Genomic DNA, 22,105 nt, shown 5'->3' with positions numbered 1-22,105 from the left:
TTTAAGTGCGCTGTTCCGGCTCACTCATAAGACTTCACAACTCCCCCCAGCTGCCTCAATTTTGCTACGAGCTGAACCTGTGAAAGCTGCCGCTTGTACTTTGAGCGGAATGCTCAATTCCCCGTTACCTAAAATTTTCAATGGCCCTTTGACAGCAGTCAGGATACCTGCGGCTTTCAATGAGGTCAAAGTTACTTCCGTATTAGCGGGAAGGGAGGCTAGCTTCTCTACATTAATCGTAGTGTAAATCTTCTGATTAATAATCGGAAAGCCCTTCAGCTTAGGTAAGCGGCGGTACAATGGCTGTTGACCACCTTCAAAACCTGGTCGAGTTCCACTACCAGAACGAGATTTTTGACCCCGCATACCTAGACCGGCACTAGCACCTTGACCAGCAGAAATACCTCTGGCTACGCGCTTCTTGCGTTTCTTTGAGCCTTTTTGCGGCTTAACATCATGGAGTCTCATAAGCTAAAAATGTCATTTGTCATTTGTCATTTGTCATTTGTCATTGTCGTTTGTCATTTGTTCAGAACAAAGGACTACTGACTAAGGACAAATGACTAGTTAGATGTAGAGATTTTGAATAGGAATACCGCGATCTTCGGCGACTTCAGAAAGGGTACGCAGTGTAGATAAGGCATTAACTGCGGCTCTAGCATTATTGAGAGGATTATTGGAGCCTAGTTGCTTGGCTAAAATGTTACGAACTCCTGCTAATTCCAACACAGTTCGCACAGCACCACCAGCAATTACCCCAGTACCAGGTGCTGCTGGACGCATAATCACTTTTGCACCGCCACCGACACCATTAATCGGATGGGGGATGGAGTTGGATTTGGTGATTGGGATATCAATGAGGTGTTTTTTGCCGTCGGCTACGCCTTTTTTAACTGCGCCAATTACATCTGAAGCTTTGCCTACGCCGACACCAACCTGACCGCGTTCGTTACCAACGACAACGATCGCTCGGAAGCTGAGTTTCTTACCACCTTTGACGACTTTACTTACGCGTCGGATTTGGATAACCCGCTCTTGCCAAGTGGTTTCTTCTTTTTTGGCACGCTTTGTTCTACTTTTACGCTCTGTTGCCATAATTTATGCCTCTTTTGTCATTAGTCATTAGTCATTAGTCATTAGTCATTAGCTCTTATACAAGGGACAAAGGACAAATGACAAAGGACAATTTAGAAATCTAAACCAGCTTCGCGTGCTGCATCAGCTAGTGCTTTGACACGACCATGATATAAGTTACCACCGCGATCGAAGACTACTTTGGTAATGCCTTTTTCTAGCGATCGCACTGCGATCAACTTCCCAACTTGCACCGATGCATCGCGGTTTGCACATGACGCTAAACTAGATTTCAACTCTGGTTCTACAGTCGATGCTGCCACTATGGTTTGATGCTGAGTATCATCAATTATCTGGGCATAAATATGCTCATTAGAACGAAATACCGCTAAACGCGGACGTTCTGGGGAGCCAATCACTTTGCCACGAACGCGTCGATGACGACGGTTTTTTGATTCTCTACGAGTAAGTTTCATTTCTACTTCTTACCACCCTTACCAGTCTTACCAGCTTTTCGTCTGACCACTTCACCGGCATAGCGAATGCCTTTACCTTTGTAAGGTTCTGGTGGACGAACGGCACGAATTTTGGCGGCTGTGTTACCTACAATTTCTTTGTCATAGCCACTGACAATGACGTTAGTGGTACCTTCTACTGCAAACTGAATTCCATCTGGTGGTTCAATTTGCACCTGATGGCTGTAACCCATATTTAAAACTAGGTTACGCCCTTGAATTTGTGCCCTGTAACCAACACCTTGGATTTCCAAACGGCGCTGAAAACCTTGGGAAACTCCCTCGACCATGTTGGCAACTAAAGTCCGGCTCAAGCCGTGCAGTTGCTTTGAGGTACGAGTTTCATCTCGACGGTTTACTTGTAATATTTCTCCTTCTTGGGAGAGTGAAACATTCGCTGCTAGAGTGCGAGAAAGTTCTCCTTTCGGGCCTTTCACCACAATATTCGTACCATCGATCGCCACTTGAACTTTGGCAGGAATAGTAATTGGACGTTTACCAATACGAGACATGACTTTTTGTCCTTTGTTATTTGTCCGTTGTTATTTGTCCTTTGTCCTTTGTCCTTTGTCTTTCACTAATAACAAATGACTAATGACTAATGACAAATGACTAATGACCAATGACTACCAAACGTAACAAAGTACTTCGCCACCCAAGTTCTGACGCCGCGCTTCGCGGTCAGTCATAATGCCACTGGATGTAGAAATAATGGCAATGCCAATGCCGCCTAGTACCCTTGGTAATTCTTTTCGATTGGAATAAACACGCAAGCCAGGCTTGCTGACCCGCTTTAAGGCGGTGATCAGAGGCTGACGGTTTTTACCTTTGTATTTCAGGGAAATCACCAGATTGCGTTTTACCCCTTCTTCTGCTTCTTCGATTTCAGCAATAAAGCCTTCCTCCCGTAGCACTTTGGCAATGCTCCGGGTCAATTTTGTCGCTGGCACTTGTGTAGTTTGATGCCGCGCCAGGTTGGCATTGCGGATGCGCGTCAGCATATCTGCAATTGTGTCGTTAGCCGCCATCGTTCCCTCTATAGATGAACTTATTGATCGCGAAAGGGCATTCCTAATTCTTTAAGTAAGGCGCGTCCCTCTTCGTCGTTTTTTGCTGTGGTGATGATGGAAATATCCATCCCACGCACTTGATCGATGCTGTCGTATTCGACTTCTGGAAAAATTAGCTGTTCTCTCACACCCAGAGTGTAGTTACCGCGTCCGTCAAAGCTTTTAGGGCTAACGCCGCGAAAATCTCGAATTCTGGGTAGTGACAAGCTAACTAACCGATCGAAAAAGGCATACATCCGTTCAGCTCTGAGTGTCACCATGATCCCCACAGGCATCCCTTGACGAATCTTAAAGCCAGCGATCGCCTTTTTCGCCCGTGTCACCACTGGTTTTTGACCTGTTACCACGGCAATCTCGTTGATGGATGCCTCTAGTGACTTCGCATTTTGAGCTGCTTCACCCAAACCTCGGTTAATCGTAACCTTTACCAACTTCGGTACTTGATGAACGTTGGTATATTGAAACTGATCGATCAGTTTGGGGACGATTGTCTCTTGATATAAGGTTTTGAGTCTTGTTGTCGCCATAGTTTTTTGTCCTGATATCCCTGGGCTTGGTCAGGGAACTTTTATTGTCCTTTGTCTTTTGACTAATGACCAATGACCAATGACTATTTATCCAGAATTTCGCCAGTTTTTTTGAGTTTCCTGACTTTTTTGCCTTCTGAGGTAAAGGTGTAACCAACACGACTGGCAACGTTTTGCTTGGTGGAATAAAGCATCACATTGGAGCTATGAATCGGGAATTCTTGGGTAATAATTCGCCCTGATTCCCCTTCTTGCTGGGGTTTGACGTGCTTGGTCTTTATGTTGACACCTTTGACGATGACTTTACTCAGTTGAGGAAGTGCTTGGATAATTTCACCAACCTTTCCTTTGTCTTTGCCAGCAATCACTTGTACGGTATCGCCAGTTTTGACGTGCATTTTGTGGAATACTTTGGGCGTACCCTGTTTGGCTGCCATTAAAGCACCTCCGGAGCCAGAGAAACAATTTTGGTAAAGTTTTTATCACGCAGTTCCCGTGCAACTGGGCCAAAAACCCGTGTGCCTCTGGGATTACCGTCTTTGTTGATGATTACAGCGGCGTTATCATCAAAGCGAATGCTCATGCCGCTGTCACGACTTACAGCTTTCCGAGTTCTGACAATTACTGCTTCTACAACATCAGACTTTTTTACAGCCATGTTGGGTGTAGCATCTTTGACAACTGCGATAATTTTATCGCCGATAAAACCATAGCGGCGGTTGCCTCCACCCAAGATGCGGATGCACATCAGTTTGCGGGCGCCGCTATTATCTGCGACATTCAGGTAAGTCTGGGGTTGAATCACAATTATTCTCCCTTGTAATGTTGTTAGAAACTAACAACGATGAGGTTTATGTAGGCTTGACGTTCAGGACTTCTGTGATTTTCCAGCGCTTGGTTTTACTCAGGGGTCTAGTTTCCTGAATGCGAACGCGATCGCCTACTTTACACTGATTTTCTTCGTCGTGAACCTTATATCGTTGGGTGTTAACCACAATCTTGCCGTACTTGGGGTGAGGAGCGCGGTTTTCTATGGCGACTACCACAGTTTTTTGCATTTTATCGCTCACTACCAAGCCAACTCGTTCTTTGACTGCCATAATCTCCTACTTTTCTTCTTTAGCCGATTGACTTGCTGCCCGTTTGCGTTCTGTTTCTAGCGTCAGCAATTGGGCTAGGCGGTGGCGCATTTGTCGGAACTGGTGGGGCTTTTCTAATTGTCTGGTGGCTTTTTGCAAGCGTAACTGGAATAGCTGTCTTTTGATCGCGACAATTTCATCAGATAGCTTCTCGTCACTTAATTCTCTAGCTTCTGAAATCTTGGGAAGAGGCATAAGCTACTCCTGCTCCTGTGGTTGAGAACGCACAATAAACTTAGTTTTAATGGGCAGTTTAAATGAAGCCAAGCGCATAGCTTCACGAGCGATTTCTTCAGAAACCCCACCGATTTCAAACAAAATTCGCCCTGGTTTGACTACAGCTACCCAAAACTCTGGCGAACCTTTACCAGAACCCATCCGGGTTTCAGCAGGACGCATGGTTACAGGTTTATCAGGGAAAATCCGAATCCAGATTTGTCCACCCCGACGAATATAACGGGTCATTGCCCGACGAGAAGCCTCGATTTGCCGCGAGGTAATCCAAGCAGGTTCTTGCGCTTGGAGTGCAAAATCACCGAAGTTGAGAGTGCTACCACGGGTGGCTAGTCCCTCCATCCGTCCGCGCTGTTGTTTGCGGAATTTAGTTCTTCTAGGGCTTAACATAGTTTGTTACTTGTCATTTGTCATTTGTCCTTTGTCTATTTGTCATCTGCCATTTGCTAATGATTAATGACTAATGACTAATGACGATTTATCCTTCGTTCGAGCGGTCTTCAAATTGCTGGCGACGACGTTGTTGTTGACGGCGACGGGGTTCGCGTTCGCGATCGCGGGGTTCGCGTTCGCGATCACGGCTGGCTGGTGGTAGGGGTGTTTCTTCTTGTCCAGGAATAATTTCCCCTTTAAACACCCATACTTTGATACCCAAAATGCCGTAAACAGTTTTTGCTGTGCAATAAGAGTAGTCAATGTCAGCCCGTAAGGTATGTAAAGGTACTCTACCTTCACGAGTCCACTCTGTCCGGGCAATTTCTGCACCGTTGAGCCGACCGCTGACTTGGATTTTAATACCTTGGACACCAGCGCGTTGGGCACGCTGAATCGATTGCCGTACTACCCGCCGAAAGGAAACCCGGCGTTCCAATTGTTGAGCAATGTATTCGGCAATTAGGTAGGCATCAGCATCAACTCGTTGCACTTCAACTACGTTGATGCGAATTTGACGATTGCTACCCAACAATCCTTGGAGTCCAGTACGTAAGGATTCGATACCTTGTCCACCACGACCCACGACTACGCCTGGTCTAGCTGTGCGTACTTCTAAGTCGATTTGGTCAGCTTTGCGCTCAATCCGCACCTCGGAAATTCCGGCGTTGTTTTGAGCGAGTCTACCCAGCTTTTGTTCTATGTATTGACGGAGTTTGTGGTCTTCTTGGAGAAGTTCTGGATAGCGATCGGGAACAGCAAACCAACGGGATTGATGTTCATGTGTAATACCCAGGCGAAAACCAACTGGATGAATCTTTTGTCCCACGAATGCTTCCTCTAAAATTTCTGACTTTACGCAATTTATTCCTGTAAAAAAAGCTTATTTTTCTGGGGCGGCTGCAACAGCCACAGTAATATGACACGTCGGCTTGCGAATTTGGTAAGCTCGACCTTGCGCTCTTGGCTGGAACCGCTTCAACGGCGGCCCTTGATCGGCATAAGCCTGAGTAATCACTAGTTGAGTCCGATCTAACCCAGCGTTGTGTTCGGCATTGGCAGCAGCGCTTCTGAGAACCTTCAATATGGGTTCAGTGGCACGATAGGGCATGAATTCCAGGATGATTAATGCTTCTCGGTACGATCGCCCCCGGATTTGATCGAGTACCCGACGCACTTTATAGGCCGAGATGCGGATAAAACGAGCGATCGCTTTTACTTCAGTAGTATTAGTAGCCATAATTTTCTCCAATTTTGTCATTTGTCACTGGTCATTTGTCACTTGTCTTTAGCTAATGACTAATGACTAATAACTAATGACTACCTACCCGCTTTTTTGTCGCTTTTTCCATGACCCCTGTAAGTACGTGTTGGGGCAAATTCACCTAACTTGTGTCCTACCATCTGTTCATTTACAAAAACTGGAACGTGTTGGCGTCCGTTGTGAACAGCTATGGTATGACCTACCATTAGGGGCAAAATTGTCGAAGCTCGTGACCAAGTTTTAATAACTTCTTTTCTGTTGTTGTCGTTGAGCTTTTCAATTTTCTTTAGGAGATGATCCGCAACGAAGGGACCTTTTTTTAGAGAACGACCCATATTTTTAAGTGCTGAGTTCTGAGTGCTGAGTTTTGAGTTTTAAGTTTCGAGTCTCAAGTTTTGAGTCTCAAGTTTTGAGTCTTGAGTTTTAAGTGTTGAGTTTGAGAATTCCACTCAGCACTCGTTACTCGGTACTCATTACTAATTAAGACTCACGACCACCGCGACCGCGTTTAGAAGACTTACGACGACGACGCACAATCAACTTGCTACTAAGTTTCTTGCGATTGCGTGTCTTCGCACCCAATGTGGGTTTACCCCAAGGTGTAACAGGCCCCGATCTACCGATGGGCGCTCTACCTTCACCACCACCATGTGGGTGATCCACTGGGTTCATGACGCTACCCCTAACTTTAGGACGGCGACCTTTCCAGCGATTTCGTCCGGCTTTACCTGCACTCAGGTTTCTCGCATCGGTGTTGCCTACTTGCCCAATGGTGGCGTAGCACTCACGTCGAATCAAGCGGACTTCTCCTGAGGGCAACTTGAGAGTTACGTAATTACCTTCTTTTGCCACAACTTGGGCGCTAGCACCAGCAGCACGTACAATTTGACCACCTTTACCAGGAGTGAATTCTACGTTGTGAACACTAGTACCCAAAGGAATCTTTGAGAGCGGTAAGGCATTACCATCTTCAAAAGGAGCTTCCGGTCCAGAAATAATTATTGTTCCAACTTTCAACCCGTTGGGGTGAAGGATGTACCGTTTTTCGCCGTCTTGGTAATACAAAAGGGCAATTCGGGCGTTGCGGTTAGGATCGTATTCAATTGCTGCAACTTTGGCAGGAATATTATGTTTATCCCTTTTAAAATCGATGATCCGATAAAGCTGTTTGTGTCCGCCACCCCGGCGACGACTAGTAATCCGTCCGTGATTATTCCGACCTTTGGCGCGATGCTTCGAGGTTGTTAGGGATTTCTCTGGTTCGCTTCTGGTAATTTCGGCAAAGTCAGAGATTGTAACTTGGCGAGTGCTGGGGGTATAAGGGCGATAAGAACGAGTACCCATATTTTTAAGTGCTGAGTGCTGTTAGCGGAAGCGGGGCGTTTAGCCCGTGTTGAGTGCTGAGTTTGAAATTTTGAGTGCTAAGTTTTGAGCGTAGTAACTCATAACTCTTAACTCCTAACTCACAACTTTTTTAGACTTCTGGGAATAGAACTTGTCTAATCTTGTCTTCATCCCCAGGTGCGACCGTGACAATGGCTCGCTTATATTGGGGTTTATAACCAATAAATTTACCAACGCGCCGCTTTTTACGCGGTGGTAGGGTGGTGTTGACTTTTACAACCTTGACCTGAAACAAATCTTCGATCGCAGCCTTAATTTCTGGCTTAGATGCCTTTGGAATTACTTCAAAGGTGTACTTGTTTTGCTCCATCAAGATGGTCGCTTTCTCGGTGACGATTGGGCGACGTACTAAGTCGGCAAGGTCGCGGGGGTCAAAGCTAGGCACTGTAGACCTCCTGAATTTTTTCTAGGGCTGATGCCGTAACTACAATTTTGTCAGCGTGCAGTAAATCAAAAACATTTAGCTGGTCGGCTGCAATTAGTTTTAAATTTTCAATGTTGCGGGCTGATAAATAAACGTTATCTTTATCCGCAATTTCAGACAAAATTAACAGTGACTTGCTTTCTGGTACTACTCCCCAACGGGCAAGCGCTGCCACTAATTCTTTAGTCTTCGGGCGAGATAGCTCGGTACTAAATTCTTCTACTACGATCAAGTCGTCAATGCGGCTGGCAAATGCTGTCCGCAGTGCTAAACGTCGCTCTTTGCGGTTCAACTTCAGGTTGAAGTCTCTGGGCTTTGGCCCAAAAATCACACCACCACCACGCCACAATGGTGAACGAATAGACCCTGCACGAGCGCGACCAGTACCTTTTTGTCGCCAAGGTTTACGACCGCCACCTCTGACTTCCGAACGAGTTTTTGTACTGGCATTTCCTTGACGAGCATTAGTCAATTGCCGTACTAAAGCGCGGTGCACAATATGAGACGCTGTTCCTTCCTTGGCAGTGCGCAACTCGAAGGTCGTCTCGCCGACCTGTTCTCCTTGCCAATTTTTAACTACGCTTTCAACCATGTTTGTTATCTGTCCTTTGTCATTTGTCTTTTGCCATTTGTCCTGTGTCATTTGTCCTGTGTCATTTGTCCTTTGTCCTTTAACTAATTGACTAATGACCAATGACTAATGACCAATAACTAATGACTAATGACTATCCCACTCTTTTTGCAGGCACAACACTTACTAGAGCGCCTGGTTTGCCAGGAATGGCTCCCTTAATTAGCAATAAGTTGCGTTCTGGGTCAACTTGCACTATGGTCAGTTTGCGGATTGTAATACGTTTTCCACCTAAACGCCCTGCCATCCGCTTACCTGGATAGACACGACCGGGTGTTGTACCAGCACCAATAGAACCGGGTGCTCTGTGGTTTTTGGAACCGTGTGACATTGGCCCGCGACCAAAGTTGTTGCGCTTCTGGTTTCCCGCAAAGCCGCGACCGATGCTTGTACCGACGACATCAACAATTTGACCAGCGCTAAAAATATCTGCTTTAATCTCTTGACCTAAAGCATAATCACTAGAGCTATCGGTGTGATATTCATTTAAGTGACGCAATGCTGGGGCAGATGATTTAGCCAAATGGCCCAATAATGGTCTGTTTAGTGCCTTGGGTTTGACTTCGCCATAACCAACTTGAATGGCAAAGTAACCATCGGTTTCTTTCGTTTTAACTTGTGTAACGGTGCATGGCCCTGCTTGAATGACAGTTACAGGAATAGACACTCCTGCTTCGTCAAATATTTGGGTCATACCCAGCTTGGTGCCGAGAATACCTACAGACACAGTAACTGGTTCTCCTTTCTACTTGCTGACCTTGGAATTGGACTCTAGAGGACACGCTTTGTACGCATCAGTTTAGCTTGAGTTAGCCTGCGAAATTTGGAATGGCTTTAGTAAACCGCTCCAAATGCTTTCGGACACAACAAACTGTGTCCCTACTGCTTGGTGAATCTGTTTAGCTTCACTCATTAGATCCCTAGAACAGCCACAAGTCTCTTCCCGTTGGGAAGGAGTAACTTCTGGAATCAATGCAAGGCGCTACAGTTTTAAGCTGTGTGCAGCAATGCTTTCGTCCAAGCAATTGCTCTGGCACTTTCTAGAGGCAGCGCTGTCGGCGGGTTTTCCGATTTTTACACGCCCAAAGGGCGGCTTCCCGGAGATTGGCTACTGCCGTGTTGCAGTTGGACTTAAGCGGTTATTACCGCCCAGTATCCGTTAACTGAGACTGACGTAATGCCATGAAACCAACATTGCTGCTCAGTCTTTACTTCCTTAAACACCTTAAACTATTGTTTAAGCTTTTGCCTGCTTTTTTAGAGGCATAGGAGTAAACGTACCTTGGAGCTTAGGATTAACTTTGGTTATTCTTCCATAAGCTCTAATGTTGACCTGAAAGCTTTCTTAGTTTACCAGTCTACGATCGCTCTGAGTTAGATTATCCAATTTGGATTAAGTCATCAGCTTTTGATGCTAACACTACTTCAGAATGACAGTAAAAAGTCAACCTAATTTGCGTGTTTGGTCACAATCTAATAATATAAATTATTTATTTATGTTTGTCCAGTAATTTATAGAGCTATTTTTAGGGAGTGTGGGAAGAGGCAGGGGAGCAGGGAGCAGGGGAGCAGAGAGAGAATTCCTAACTCTTGACAAATGACAGATGACCAATGACAAATGACCAATGACAAATGACCAATGACAGATGACCAATGACAGATGACCAATGACAAATGACTAATGACCAAAGAAAATGCTTTTAATCTATCAGTTCAGGGTAAATAATAGAGATATCTAAGTGGGATAAGACGAAAATCTATGGCACTAATTACCACTGGCAACGGTTTAATCCGCGATCTGGAAAAGTTTGGCGCTCTTGGGGTGTATGTACCTCTGGAAGGGGGTTATGAAGGTCGATATCAGCGCCGACTACGGGCAGCTGGCTATACTACCCTCCACATTACTGCTAAAGGACTGGGTGATGTAGCTGCGTATCTCACAAGAATTCATGGAGTCAGACCTCCTCATCTTGGTAAAAAAAGTACTGGTAGCGGTGCGGCAGTCGGTCAAGTGTACTATCTGCCACCAATTCTCAATTCTCATTTAGAACAGCTACCTCCAAAGTCTAAGGGGCTGGTCTTGTGGATTATTGAAGGGCATATTCTTTCAAATCAGGAACTTGAGTATTTGACAAATTTGCCTCAACTAGAACCACGAGTGAGAGTAATTATTGAGAGGGGTGGCGATCGCTCTTTCCGTTGGACTTCTCTAGAAAAAACTCTGTTAGCTAGTTAGTCCTTTGTCATTAGTCATTAGTCATTTGCTTATGACTAATGACTTAATTCAATCAGCATTTCAATAATGCTGAATCGAAAACCACAAGATGCAAATAACCGCCGTGAAGCCTCGTTAGCAATTGCTGTATCTAGACGAATTTGCTTGACGCCCATCTGATGAAAGCGTTCAACACTTAGCATCACCATCTGCCGCGCAATTCCGTTTTGGCGATATTCTGGCTCGACCCAGATATCATGAATAAAAGCAAATTCCTGTAACCGGTAAATTGGTATTTCTCGCTCAACTGTTGCCACCAGAAACCCTACAATTTGCCCTTCATTTTCGGATACTAGAAATATACTGCGTCCATCGCTATTTGCCAAACGCATTAACCATTGCTCATAACGCTGTTCTGGATGCGGTAAAAAACCATACTTGGCGGAATCCCAAGACTCATGCAAAGCACAAATTTTGGCAACCATTGGTAGAACTGCGGGTACGTCAGTTATTGTGGCGGGGCGGATCAGCATAAGCTTTCAAGCACAAAAAGCACAAACAAGAAAGAATGCCTTGCAGTGAGGTATTAGTTTTTATTCACTTACTCAGCCAAGAGTATCGTTTTGTTGACCCTAAGCATCATAAACTTTGGAAAACTTTGTTTTTAGCATTGGGAAAGCGCTGGTTTGGTTAGAACAAGGGTGATGTCTAAGTGGATGTCTGAAATGGTTATAAGGTTTAGAGACTATGGCTAACGGCTGTCTATTTATAACCACCCCAGAAAGAAACAGCGATCGCGATCGCTAGCAAAATCGGTATTGCGCTATGTGCAACTTAAATGCTCATTAACTGGTAAGTTTTTTCGTAACTCCACGCAATCGGGTTAACACTGGCTTCGCCCAATTTCCACCTAGCAAATCGTGCAGCAGAATATAAAAACAGGGGATGATAAATAATGTCAGCATCGTTGCGATCGCCATCCCAAAGAAAACTACAATCCCTAAAGGCTGCAAAAACTCAGAACCCTCGCCAATGCCTAATGCCAAAGGAAACAGTCCCAAGATAGTAGTGACTGTAGTCATGATAATTGGGCGCAAACGTTGAGGAGCAGCTTTCACGATCGCAATTTGGCGAGTACAACCAACTTCATCCCGAATTTGATTCGCCAGTTCCACCATGAGAATCCCTGCATTCACCACAATTCCCACCAGCAGGACGACACCAACAATTACAGTTGCGCCAATTGCAGTTTGGGTAATGTAAAGTCCAAAAATTCCCCCAGCTAACGCTAGTGGTACGGTGAACATAATTACCAATGGGTCAATCAGCGAATTGTATTGTACCGCCATGACTACAAAGATTAAGAACGTTGCCAACGCTCCCAAAGTTTTTAAAGCATTTTGAAGTTGCTGATTCGTTTCTTGGGCAGAACTAGGCACAATTGAAACGCCATCAGGTAAGTCTACATCTTTAAGTACCTCGTTGACTTCTGCGATCGCTTCACCAAGACTAGCTCCCTCACTGAGATTTCCTGCGACAATAAAAGCTTGGCGCTGATTAATCCGTTGTACCTCACCAGGCGCTTGACCTTCTTGAATCTTCGCCACATCAAAAAGCCGGATTAGTTGATTGTTTTCTGTAAATAGCGGTAATTGCTCTAACTGAGAAGGACGCTGAATCGCTTCTTTATTTAGCTGCACCCGCACATCAACTAAACGATTACCGCGTTGAATTTGCGTGGGAACTGAACCTTCAATTGCTGTTTGAACTGTTGCACCAATTTGCCCTGCGCTCAACCCTAAAGCTGAAACCCTTTCCCAGTCGGGGCGAATTTGGATTTCCGGTTGTCGGGGGTCGGCATCTGGTCGGAATGTCGCTAATTTTGCCCTTTCTTGTAATGCTTGCAGCACTTGAGCGCCTGCTTGCGTTAAGTTTTCTTCGTTCTCACCTTGCAGAATCACGTCAACTTCTGACCCTTGCACTGGAGAATTACTCAAAATTAAACCCCGCACCTGACCAGGATTGAGGCGTAGCAGAATTCCTGCTAAGTTGAGTTTGTTAAATTCTTGAGTTACTTTTTTGACGAAAGCTTCGACATCTGTGCCTGGTTTAAGATTGATGGTGCTACTGGCACGTAAAGGATTTTCTGTAGTGTTGCTGCCAAATAAATTACCACCCACAGTTGTGAAAGCAGACTCGGTTTCTGGTTGTTTGAGCAAAATGTCATCGACAATTTGCATAACTTTTTCAGAAGTTGCTAAAGGTGTACCGGGAGGAAACTGCGCTCTCAAGTTAGCTTGACCAGTACTGATACGGGGTAAAATTTCTTGGGGAATTTGACCAAACATAAAGAAGCTGCTGCCGCCTAAAATTAGCAAAGCAGCAGTTACTACGAGGAGCCGATAGCGTAAGACCTTGGTTAAGAAATTACCGTATAAGAGCGTAGCATCTTCAAATCGGTGATTAAACTGTCTAAGCAGCCAAAATTCACTAATCCGACTAGACCAGCGAATTCCCAAGAGTCGAGAAGACAGCATCGGCACTACTGTAATGGCGACAACCAGAGATGCTGCAACTGCGAAGCTAATTGTCAAAATCAGTTCATTAAATAGCAGTGCAATAAAGCCGCCAATTAAGAGAAATGGCACTACAGAAACTAAGTTGGCACCTGTAGCAGCAACTAAAGCAGATTCTACTTCTTGGGAAGCTGCGATCGCACTGTTAATAAAGAATTTGGAATTACCCAGCCTCCCCTGCTCCCCCTGCTCCCCCTGCTCCCCCCTCTCTCTCTGATTAGGAGTCATCCCCGCTTTTTCGGAAATGTTCTCCAAGATCACAACCGATGTATCAATTGCTTGACCGACTCCTAATGTCAGACCTGCCAAACTAAAAACATTCAAGGTTAAACCAAATATTCTCATTAAAGCGATCGCCGCCAAAGTACACAGCGGAATCGTCAAACTGATAATGAATGTTTGCCTGAACGATCCCAAAAATAACAACACTGCTGCTGCTGCTAACAATGCTCCAGAAATCCCCGAAAAGATGACATCATTTAAAGAATTGCGGATGAAGACAGATTCATCTGTGGTGGGACTCAAAGTCATGTCTGCTGGAATTAAACCTGATTGTCGTAATTGTTCAATTCGGCGCTTCACAGCATCTACAACTGTGATTGTGTTGGCTTCAGGCTGCTTTTGGATTGAAAATTTCACCGCAGGCTGACGATTCAGATAAACAAATACTCGCTGTTCTTCTGTATCGTCAATTACCTCAGCAAAATCTCGCAAATAAACGCGGCGGGAAGGTGCAGGGGAAGTAGGGAAGGCAGGGGAGGCAGGGGAAGCAGGGGGAGAGGAGACTTCTAAGGAGATGTTTTCAATTTCCTTGGCATTTTGGAAGCGTCCGACAGTGCGAGTCAATGGCTCGGAATTTTGCCCCAGAATCCGACCACCAGAAGTATCTTGGTTACGGGCCGTTAATTCATTTAAGACATCATTTAACCCGACACCCAAAGCTTGCAATCGGTTTAAGTCAACAAGGACTCGTACTTCTTCCTCTGCGCCACCAGATACATCAACGGAAGCGACTCCTGGCACGACACTGAGTTCACGGGTTAACTCTTCATCAGCAAATACGCGTAACTCTTTACCTGGCAATGAAGCAGAGGTCAGCGCCAATTCATAAACCGGCAATTGAGAAGGATCGACTTTGAATAAGCGCGGCTCCTCTATTGTATCTGGCAGTTGTCCTCGATTTCGGTTAAAAGCAGCAGTTGCATCGTTTAGAGCTTGGTCAATATCGCCCCCTGGTTGAAAGTATAAATCGAGGCTTACCTGCCCCTCACGGGTGCGGGAGAAAACTTGTACTACATTCTCAGTTGCCCTTAAAGCTTCTTCTAAAGGTCTGGTGATTTCATCTACTGCTACTTCTGGTGAAATACCAGGGGCTTCTAGCCGAACGCCAATTCGGGGATAAGTAATTGACGGTAGCAGATCGACTTGGATCGTTGTGAGAAAAAATACCCCAATGACAATTACTGCCACAGTGAGCATGAGTGTGCCAATGTGTTGGCGGATAGCGATCGCACTAAGACTAAATCCGCTATTGCCATTATTATTTGCCTGTTGCATGATCCTAAGTGATAAGTGCTAAATGCTGACTACTGAGTACTTTTTTCTTTGGTATGGTGATTATTGCTCACCCTACTATTACTTTTCTGAAAGAATTGAAAGACTTACAGTGTCACCTTCTTTTAACGGCTTACCACTACGAACAACATAGCGTTCTCCCGCTTGCAAACCGGATAAAATTTCCACTTTGCTATCAGCTCTTTTTCCGAAAGTGACTGCACGCGTCGCTACTTTCGTCTTGCCATCTGTGTCTTTCACCACAAATAGCGTCCCCGACGGGTTTTCTTGCTCTTTTCCTGCTCCCTTTGCTGCTCCTGCTTGTTTTTGAATAGCTGTTTGCGGCACTACTACGCGCTGTTGAGTCTGGTTTTCAAAGTTGACTCGCGCCAGTAGTCCGCTGCCAATCTTGCCTTGAGTGTTAGAAATCAACACCTCTACAGGTATCAAGCGAGCTGTGGCATCGGCAGCTGGGGAAATGCGCGTAACTCTGCCAATTAATGCTTCTTTGGGAAAGGCATCTAAGCGCACTTGTACAGACTGCCCAACCTGAATTTGTGCCAGTTCTAATTCGGAAACTTGCACGACAACTTTGACACGGTTAAAGTCGCCAATTTTCAAGACTTCGCTACCTGCTTGCAGCAGATTGCCTGGTTCTGTCACCTTTTCTGTGACTACGCCAGTGATAGGGGATACCAGCCGAGCATAAGACCTGCGCTCTTTGGTTTGAGCAACCAATGCTTGTTGAGCAAGTACTCTACCTTGCGCGGCAGCAACGGCTTGCTGTTCTGTCCGAACTTGTTCTTGGGCTGCCCGGAATGCCTGGGCAGCTGTTTTTGCCTGGGTACGTGCTTGCTGGGCAGTTTGTTCAGCGATCGCTCCAGCTTTGAATAGATTCTGCTGCCGTTCTGAGTCTGCTTGAGCTTGTACTACTTCTAGGCGCGCCCGTTCAACGTCTGCACGGGCATTGCTTACCTGATTGGTTGCCCTAGCTACTTCTGATTTGAGGGCTGCTAGCTCTGCTTCTGTTTGCTTTAATTCGGTCGAAAGTATAGCATCATCTAACCGCCCGACGTTTTGCCCAAGTTTTACTGTATCGCCCACATCTAAGTTCAAAGCCAACAACCGAGCTTCTACTTGCGATCGCAGTGACACAATTCGGAAGGGTGTTGTATTACCTGTGTATTCTGGTTGTGTTTGCAGCGTATCAGTTCGAGCGATCGCCACATCTACAGCCGTTGCACTACCATCACGTTGTCCACTACCAGGACTCTGAGATTGTGCGTCAGCCGGTTCTTCCTTGGATAGCGCTCCACAATTCGCTGTCAGCAGTCCTATGCCCAGCAGACAGGGAATCAATAATATGGATGCAAAAGGGGAAGACACCTTTGTGTCAAAACTATTTTTTACATCTGCAACAGCCACATCAGTCTTCATAACTGAATTTAACAGGGTATTAATTACCTGGTTAGCGGCTGCCAAAGGTGAGATTTTCGCCTGCTTGTGCGGCTTATTTCTGTCCAAAATCATTTATTTTTCTCGTATTTGGTGAGCTTTTTGGGTTAAACAGCCGTGCATTACCAAGTAATTTTGAGACATTATGAATAGTGAAAAGCGGCGAGAGTCAATTGGCTATCTTCTTGCAGAATTTTGTATCAAAAATTACTTTTTCTTTTTAAAAAATTCTCACCACTTTAACTCATTAAATTGAGTCGCCCGCTTTTTAGCTGACGATGCAATTATTAACTCAGTATAAATATTTTTAAATTTCTTGCAATCTGCCCTTAGTAGAAGACTTGTATTTACTGAAGATACGCCACTTTTACACCCCTACTTCTAATCTGGGACTGATTAAATAATTATACTTAGATAAATATAACCAGATTTAATTAGGACTTACGCAAAAACCCTTTCAAACTCTCATTTCTCCGTGACCTCTGCGTCCTCTGTGGTTCGTTTTCCGTTACCTGTGCGTAAGTCCTATTAATATAGCAAAATGCCTAGTAATTTTTACACACAATCAAGTATATTAAGAATGGTAAATATAAGTTGCTTTTTTTGACACCTTAATATTTAGTTCGGGCGATCGCATAGAAAGCAAAGAAAAAAGCGATATATATTACAGCCACCAAATATTAGGTCAGGAAAGTTACAAGTGACATCATTGCTAAAAATTGCACAAACTGCTGATCAAGCCCAGATTTCGGAATTTTTCCAGGAATCGGCGGGTAAGTGGCGATCACGGTTTTGCCATATCCAAACTAGTCACGCCCCTTCTCTGCGAGACGCTACGCGAACGGGGAAGTCAAAAATCACGCATTCAAAAGTCAATATTTAGAAAAGAGAGTGGATTAGTCAATCTCGTGGGTGCGGTTCACTAGAGCCTCACCTGTTTTGAGACTAGCCATCATCTAGCTATTAACCGCTTATATAACTTTTTATAACAGTTTTTCAAGCTTTTTCCCAGAAAGTGAATTGTTATGTGATGATGGGAAGTGAAATGAGAATTAATTCGGCGACAGTGTTTGTTTTTAGTATTGACAGGCTTTTTCCTTTTGGTATTACAGACTTCTCTCCGAAATCTAAATCTCTACAAACTTATGATTTTGGAGACATTTGATGTCAATTTACGTAGGTAACCTCTCCTATGATGTTACACAAGATGCGTTGAGTGCTGTATTTGCAGAATATGGTTCTGTAAAGCGCGTTCAACTACCCACTGACCGCGAAACAGGTCGTTTACGCGGCTTTGCTTTCGTGGAAATGAGTTCAGAAGATGAAGAAGCAAAAGCTATTGAAGCTCTTGATGGTGCTGAATGGCTTGGTCGCGACCTCAAAGTAAATAAAGCCAAGCCCAAAGAAGACAGAAGTGGTGGTTCCTTTGGGAACCGTGGTGGTGGCGGCGGCTACAACCGTAGCAACAACCGCTACTAAGCTTAATTGAATTTAGAAAAGGCTCAGGCAGGAATGCTTGAGTCTTTTTTATGGAAAACTTTGATTCTAAATAATCTTAGGCAATTACTTCTCATACCGCACTGATGATTCTCTAACCAGAGTGCCCTGATGAAAGATCATTTTCCATCGATCGTTGTTTAATTTCCAGATGGAACTTCGCAACGAATGAACAGGTTGTTCGCCAGATATATGTCTGATTATACGATAAGTTACTAAAACAACCCCTGTTGCTAAAACTAACGTTTTGAATTCTGTTATCAATCTTTGAGTCAGGGGTTGGATGGGTTCGTTCTGCAAGCTCTCGATAATTTGCTGTTTATTAAAAACACGCCCTAAGCTGACGAATTCAATGAACTCATCAGCAAGTAAATCCATGATATCTTTAGCTGACTTTCGGACATCGGGTTGAAGCAAACGCTCCTCTAACTCACGAAAAAGTGATTCTTCTAAATAGTCTGCTTTCATATATGTTTTGAAGACTAAATTGGATGGTAGCAGATAGGATTAGGCGATCGCTTTTAACTTTGATTTTTATCCGATCGCACCCTTGAGCAAGTTAATAAAAAAACCCGCTGATTGGTAGGGATTCCAGCGGGGTTAAATAATACAGTTATCTTTTCAGAGAAACCAACACTAAACTTAATTACAGAGCTACTAGAAACTTTTACGACTAATAGTAACTATTTATAAATGTTTATGTATTTTTTTAGCATGACGTCTGTGATGTTTAGTATGATGAACTTTAGCATATTTTCCGCTAGTATGATGAATAGTTTTAGCTTGAGCTTGAGATGCAACGGTTACAGGTGCAGCAAAAATTAGAGCCAAAAGTAAAGCTTTAGCGAACTTATTCACTTGAAAATCCTCATCAGGTAATCAACAATTTAACTATCCAATAGACGTATGTCATAAGTTTGTAATTGATATGAATCTTTCATGTCTATTTTTACATCCGTCAAATATAGGACTTACGTCAATACTGTTCGGGTAAGGCAAGAGACGCGATGAATCGCCGTCTCTACAATGATGATTTATCGCATCTTTAGCGATCTAGAATTTTTATCAAAAAACCTCAACCGAATCTTATTGGAGCTTAGGTAAACCTATCTTACTATTCTAAAAATCCCGACTTTTTGTCGTAAAATGTGCTTCAAAACCTTAATTTTTCGTTTTCATTTCTCAATAAGTTTAAGTTTTGTATAGCAATCCGATTTGATTCCTGAATTATTCGTAGGGACTGGGAAGAAGGAATAAAGGTGTACTGAGTTTTTTTCACGCAATCAAATATGAGTCCTATAGCACAAATATTATTAGTAGGATAGGTTCGTGGAATACTTAGCTAAAAAATACTTGTTGGCATTTCCATTTTAAATGTAACAATTTGGATATCATCCAAATAACTGTAATTTGGCTATGATACTTGGGTTAATTTTGATTAGGAAATGCTGAGAGCCATCAATTCTTCTGCTACGTCAAAGTTAGCTGTGACATTTTGCACGTCATCCAAGCTTTCTAGAGTATCAATTAACTTGAAAAGCGATCGCGCCCGATCGGGATCGGTAACTTCTACACTATTACTAGGAATCCAGCGCAATTCGGCATCAGTTACCTTAAAGCTTTGATTTTTGAGTGTCTGATTAAGAGTTTCTAAATTTGCAATATCAGTAAATACCTCAGCCATCTCATCTTCAGTCATCTCATAAGACTGGGCACCGCCTTCGAGGGATGCTTCTAAAAGCTGTTCTTCGTCAAGTACACCCTGGACTACACAAACGCCTTTTTGTTCAAACATCCAGCTAACACAACCTGTTTCACCAAGATTGCCACCATTTTTACTAAAAGCTACACGCAAGTCAGCAGCAGTGCGATTACGATTATCTGTGAGGGCTTCGATTAAAATCGCTACACCACAAGGGCCATACCCTTCGTAGCGAATGGCTTCAAAGATAGCATTATCGCCGCCAAAAGTGCCTGCACCTTTAGCGATCGCTCGTTCAATATTATCATTGGGAATACTCGCTGCCTTTGCCTTATCAATTGCCGTGCGAAGTTGAAAATTCAGCGCCGGATCTGGTACGCCGCTTCTAGCCGCAACGATAATCGCTCTGGATAACTGAGTGAAGGTTTTTCCCTTTTTTGCATCTACTAACGCTTTCTGGCGCTTAATATTTGCCCATTTACTATGTCCTGCCATAATTTGAGATTATCATAACTCTATTCAAGATTAGGATATACCTAGCTTTTGTCTTAATGCAAAGGTGCATTTAGTAAAAGTTCGCCAAGATAATCATTCAAAGCAACCCAGCAGCACTCGGATTTGATTTTCAAGTGAGATGAGGAATGGTGTCTTCAATTACTTCGCATCCCGTTTAGATAACAAAAGGTTCAAGTTCCGTATTATGCCACTTTTGTTCAAGCCGTTCAGTAATCAGCGGTCTGATGATAAACTTGGGCGGGCTACCATCCAGAACATCAATCCGCACACATGAATAAGGCAGTCGGTTCTGGAAATTGTAGTGATGACGGCCTACAAATAGCGTTGAATCCGCAACTTTCCGAGTGGATTTACCTGCAATCTCAGCAAAAGTTTCCATCAATTCAATCCCTTCTCGCCTTTGATAGCGGGGACGATGACCGCTACCACCAGAGATAATGCAGTTAATGTGCGAGTCTGCAAATCCGGTATCAGTTGTACAAAGATGCTCTAAACAGTGAGCGTGTCCATTTAAAATCAAATCGACTATGGGACGTTCTTTAATTAGAAAACCAAGAGTTTCTGCTACTTGTTCAAACACCCAGCGCAAGCGGTGGCGAACCGCCAAGGTTTGTGCCTGATTCCACTTGGTAGCTTCTGTGACGTAGGGGGGATGGTGGAAAAAGATTACACGTCCGCGCACTTCGGAGGTGTTCCAAGATTCGATTAGTCTGCTTCGCAACCATTCAAGTTGTTCAAAGTCGATCGCAGGCATTTGATGAGATGCTAGTTGTTTTTCAATGTCGATTTTGATCTCGTTTATTTGGTCTAATTTGGCACTAAGGTCATCGAGTTGTTCTGCTTCTGTAGGTTTATCTGGGTTGAGGCGTAGCTTGCCGCCGTAGGCATCGTATATTTTCAAAATCTGTAATTCTTCTCGATCTATTTCCTGGCGACGCTTTTGCAATTGGCGGCGGTAAATTTCCCCCTCTTGAGTTGCAGGTAAAGGTGAAGGTGTATTAAAGGTATTAGAATCAAGTGCAAAAAAGTCAATCCCGCCGTAACGAAAGGTGTAATAGCGATTGGGTAAACGAGTAAACTGTCCAGGTTCATAACGCAAACAGCGCCCTGTGTCGGTCTTTGCAGTGTAGTGCCGATCTAAATGACGTTCTAACTCTGGTGGAGACATCGCTTGAGTGTAGTCCATAAATGCCCGTGCATAAGCATTACCTTGATACGATCCATGCCAGCCAATCTCGATATCTTTGTAGCGGAACAGGCGGCGCAGTGACGATGTTGTGCCAGTAAATAAACGGTACATCAACGGCACATCGTAGTAATCATGATTACCAAGTACTGGCAAGAACGGCAGATTAAACACCATGCGGTCATAAGGAATGCCTTTCGGGTTGTCGCCACCGACGAGAAATTCCCGGTAAGGCTCAATAAAGTTTGTTGAATAATATTCTTGGGAACCCACCACATAGATGACATCGCCAGTATGCAACACAAAGCTGCAATCATCGCGGTGAGTCAGCATCAGTTCGGCAACTTTTCGTTGGGGGTGGTGTCGAGAATGGGATTTAGTACCGGAATCGCCGATAACCATAAAGGAAAATTCTGGATTATCCTGCCTGCGATCGTCAATAACTATACTGGTTTGGTCAATTCCCCGTTGCACAAAACTTGGATGCATCCACCGCACCCGTTCCTTCATCTTTTGAATTTTCACAGGAATCGGTGGATCGGAAATCAATTTCATGGCTGATAACTCTTGAATGCCTAATGCACACGCCGATTGTAACGAAATATTTAATTGTCATTGGTCATTTGTCATTTGTCATTTGTGAATAACCAATGCCCAATATTTCTCTACGAGAGGCTGCGCCCTAAGCGT

General features: G+C 44.2%; 28 protein-coding genes. 3 read left to right on the top strand and 25 right to left on the bottom strand.

All coding sequences use genetic code 11. The features are described from left to right. Positions 1–24: 24 nt before the first annotated feature. The 18 genes from rplO to rplC form a co-directional block, all read right to left on the bottom strand. Complete coding sequence (gene rplO, locus V7K41_RS23705; protein ID WP_334852170.1) at positions 25–468, bottom strand: 50S ribosomal protein L15; 444 nt, start codon at positions 466–468, stop codon at positions 25–27. 99 nt (positions 469–567) lie between these two features. Next, the gene (gene rpsE, locus V7K41_RS23700; protein WP_334852168.1) at positions 568–1,095 is read right to left on the bottom strand and encodes a 30S ribosomal protein S5; all 528 of its coding nucleotides are present in this window, start codon (positions 1,093–1,095) and stop codon (positions 568–570) included. Between the two features lie 92 nt (positions 1,096–1,187). Then, a complete protein-coding gene (rplR, locus tag V7K41_RS23695; protein ID WP_099101131.1) occupies positions 1,188–1,550 on the bottom strand; it encodes a 50S ribosomal protein L18 in 363 nt (120 codons plus the stop codon). A gap of 2 nt (positions 1,551–1,552) precedes the next feature. Further along, positions 1,553–2,101 carry a 50S ribosomal protein L6 gene (gene rplF / locus V7K41_RS23690; protein ID WP_334852166.1) on the bottom strand — a complete coding sequence of 183 codons (549 nt, stop codon included), beginning with the start codon at positions 2,099–2,101 and terminating at the stop codon, positions 1,553–1,555. Positions 2,102–2,215: 114 nt separating this feature from the next. After that, positions 2,216–2,617, bottom strand: a complete 402-nt coding sequence (gene rpsH / locus V7K41_RS23685; protein WP_094349096.1) for a 30S ribosomal protein S8 — start codon at positions 2,615–2,617, stop codon at positions 2,216–2,218. 20 nt (positions 2,618–2,637) lie between these two features. Continuing rightward, complete coding sequence (gene rplE, locus V7K41_RS23680) at positions 2,638–3,186, bottom strand: 50S ribosomal protein L5 (RefSeq protein ID WP_292864125.1); 549 nt, start codon at positions 3,184–3,186, stop codon at positions 2,638–2,640. Positions 3,187–3,269: 83 nt separating this feature from the next. After that, the gene (gene rplX / locus V7K41_RS23675) at positions 3,270–3,623 is read right to left on the bottom strand and encodes a 50S ribosomal protein L24 (RefSeq protein WP_334852164.1); all 354 of its coding nucleotides are present in this window, start codon (positions 3,621–3,623) and stop codon (positions 3,270–3,272) included. After that, positions 3,623–3,991, bottom strand: a complete 369-nt coding sequence (rplN, locus tag V7K41_RS23670; RefSeq protein ID WP_069070772.1) for a 50S ribosomal protein L14 — start codon at positions 3,989–3,991, stop codon at positions 3,623–3,625. The genes rplX and rplN overlap by 1 nt, the downstream gene beginning before the upstream one ends. A 46-nt stretch (positions 3,992–4,037) precedes the next feature. Next, positions 4,038–4,286 (bottom strand): 30S ribosomal protein S17, encoded by a 249-nt coding sequence (gene rpsQ, locus V7K41_RS23665; protein WP_094349093.1) that lies wholly within the window; start codon positions 4,284–4,286, stop codon positions 4,038–4,040. Positions 4,287–4,292: 6 nt separating this feature from the next. Then, entirely contained in the window at positions 4,293–4,520 is a 228-nt protein-coding gene (gene rpmC / locus V7K41_RS23660) for a 50S ribosomal protein L29 (RefSeq protein ID WP_069070774.1), read from the bottom strand. A 3-nt stretch (positions 4,521–4,523) separates the two neighbouring features. Beyond that, a complete protein-coding gene (rplP, locus tag V7K41_RS23655) occupies positions 4,524–4,949 on the bottom strand; it encodes a 50S ribosomal protein L16 (RefSeq protein WP_273765839.1) in 426 nt (141 codons plus the stop codon). A gap of 88 nt (positions 4,950–5,037) precedes the next feature. Beyond that, positions 5,038–5,820: a 30S ribosomal protein S3 gene (gene rpsC / locus V7K41_RS23650; protein WP_334852161.1), complete on the bottom strand. Its 783-nt coding sequence runs from the start codon at positions 5,818–5,820 to the stop codon at positions 5,038–5,040. 54 nt (positions 5,821–5,874) lie between these two features. After that, positions 5,875–6,231 carry a 50S ribosomal protein L22 gene (rplV, locus tag V7K41_RS23645; RefSeq protein WP_069070777.1) on the bottom strand — a complete coding sequence of 119 codons (357 nt, stop codon included), beginning with the start codon at positions 6,229–6,231 and terminating at the stop codon, positions 5,875–5,877. Between the two features lie 80 nt (positions 6,232–6,311). Next, a complete protein-coding gene (gene rpsS / locus V7K41_RS23640; RefSeq protein ID WP_012410721.1) occupies positions 6,312–6,590 on the bottom strand; it encodes a 30S ribosomal protein S19 in 279 nt (92 codons plus the stop codon). Positions 6,591–6,735: 145 nt separating this feature from the next. Next, positions 6,736–7,599 (bottom strand): 50S ribosomal protein L2, encoded by an 864-nt coding sequence (rplB, locus tag V7K41_RS23635; protein WP_292864134.1) that lies wholly within the window; start codon positions 7,597–7,599, stop codon positions 6,736–6,738. Between the two features lie 130 nt (positions 7,600–7,729). Beyond that, positions 7,730–8,044, bottom strand: a complete 315-nt coding sequence (locus V7K41_RS23630; protein ID WP_069070779.1) for a 50S ribosomal protein L23 — start codon at positions 8,042–8,044, stop codon at positions 7,730–7,732. Further along, positions 8,037–8,675, bottom strand: coding sequence for a 50S ribosomal protein L4 (gene rplD / locus V7K41_RS23625; protein WP_334852249.1), 639 nt, complete (start codon positions 8,673–8,675; stop codon positions 8,037–8,039). Before rplD ends, V7K41_RS23630 begins: the two co-directional genes overlap by 8 nt. A 133-nt stretch (positions 8,676–8,808) precedes the next feature. Next, positions 8,809–9,441: a 50S ribosomal protein L3 gene (rplC, locus tag V7K41_RS23620; RefSeq protein WP_334852157.1), complete on the bottom strand. Its 633-nt coding sequence runs from the start codon at positions 9,439–9,441 to the stop codon at positions 8,809–8,811. A 280-nt stretch (positions 9,442–9,721) separates the two neighbouring features. Between rplC and V7K41_RS23615 the strand changes: the two genes are divergently transcribed. Together V7K41_RS23615 and V7K41_RS23610 are read left to right on the top strand one after the other, a co-directional pair. Further along, on the top strand, positions 9,722–9,877 hold the full coding sequence (locus tag V7K41_RS23615) for a hypothetical protein (RefSeq protein WP_334852155.1): 156 nt from the start codon (positions 9,722–9,724) through the stop codon (positions 9,875–9,877). 596 nt (positions 9,878–10,473) lie between these two features. After that, on the top strand, positions 10,474–10,950 hold the full coding sequence (locus V7K41_RS23610) for an NAD(P)H-quinone oxidoreductase subunit N (protein ID WP_334852154.1): 477 nt from the start codon (positions 10,474–10,476) through the stop codon (positions 10,948–10,950). A gap of 35 nt (positions 10,951–10,985) precedes the next feature. Here V7K41_RS23610 and V7K41_RS23605 read toward each other — a convergent pair whose 3' ends face one another. The 3 genes from V7K41_RS23605 to V7K41_RS23595 all read right to left on the bottom strand — a co-directional run bounded on the left by V7K41_RS23605 (position 10,986) and on the right by V7K41_RS23595 (position 16,589). Beyond that, positions 10,986–11,462: a GNAT family N-acetyltransferase gene (locus V7K41_RS23605; protein WP_334852153.1), complete on the bottom strand. Its 477-nt coding sequence runs from the start codon at positions 11,460–11,462 to the stop codon at positions 10,986–10,988. 312 nt (positions 11,463–11,774) lie between these two features. Continuing rightward, entirely contained in the window at positions 11,775–15,062 is a 3,288-nt protein-coding gene (locus tag V7K41_RS23600) for an efflux RND transporter permease subunit (protein WP_334852151.1), read from the bottom strand. Positions 15,063–15,140: 78 nt separating this feature from the next. After that, complete coding sequence (locus V7K41_RS23595; protein ID WP_334852149.1) at positions 15,141–16,589, bottom strand: efflux RND transporter periplasmic adaptor subunit; 1,449 nt, start codon at positions 16,587–16,589, stop codon at positions 15,141–15,143. 1,089 nt (positions 16,590–17,678) lie between these two features. On the opposite strand from V7K41_RS23595, the gene V7K41_RS23590 reads away from it, so the two are divergent. Next, positions 17,679–17,993 (top strand): RNA recognition motif domain-containing protein, encoded by a 315-nt coding sequence (locus V7K41_RS23590; RefSeq protein WP_334852147.1) that lies wholly within the window; start codon positions 17,679–17,681, stop codon positions 17,991–17,993. A gap of 84 nt (positions 17,994–18,077) precedes the next feature. On the opposite strand, the gene V7K41_RS23585 is transcribed toward V7K41_RS23590, so the two are convergent. The 4 genes from V7K41_RS23585 to V7K41_RS23570 all read right to left on the bottom strand — a co-directional run bounded on the left by V7K41_RS23585 (position 18,078) and on the right by V7K41_RS23570 (position 21,970). Beyond that, entirely contained in the window at positions 18,078–18,479 is a 402-nt protein-coding gene (locus V7K41_RS23585; protein ID WP_334852144.1) for a nuclear transport factor 2 family protein, read from the bottom strand. A gap of 219 nt (positions 18,480–18,698) precedes the next feature. Then, positions 18,699–18,869: a hypothetical protein gene (locus tag V7K41_RS23580; protein WP_334852142.1), complete on the bottom strand. Its 171-nt coding sequence runs from the start codon at positions 18,867–18,869 to the stop codon at positions 18,699–18,701. A 580-nt stretch (positions 18,870–19,449) separates the two neighbouring features. Then, complete coding sequence (locus V7K41_RS23575; RefSeq protein ID WP_334852140.1) at positions 19,450–20,208, bottom strand: YebC/PmpR family DNA-binding transcriptional regulator; 759 nt, start codon at positions 20,206–20,208, stop codon at positions 19,450–19,452. Positions 20,209–20,383: 175 nt separating this feature from the next. After that, on the bottom strand, positions 20,384–21,970 hold the full coding sequence (locus tag V7K41_RS23570; protein WP_334852138.1) for a metallophosphoesterase family protein: 1,587 nt from the start codon (positions 21,968–21,970) through the stop codon (positions 20,384–20,386). Positions 21,971–22,105: the final 135 nt, after the last annotated feature.

This window comes from Nostoc sp. (genome assembly GCF_036917415.1).
In the GTDB taxonomy this organism is placed as follows: domain Bacteria; phylum Cyanobacteriota; class Cyanobacteriia; order Cyanobacteriales; family Nostocaceae; genus Nostoc.
The sequence above is the reverse complement of the archived record's forward strand: the minus strand, read 5'-3'. Positions and strand labels throughout refer to the sequence as shown.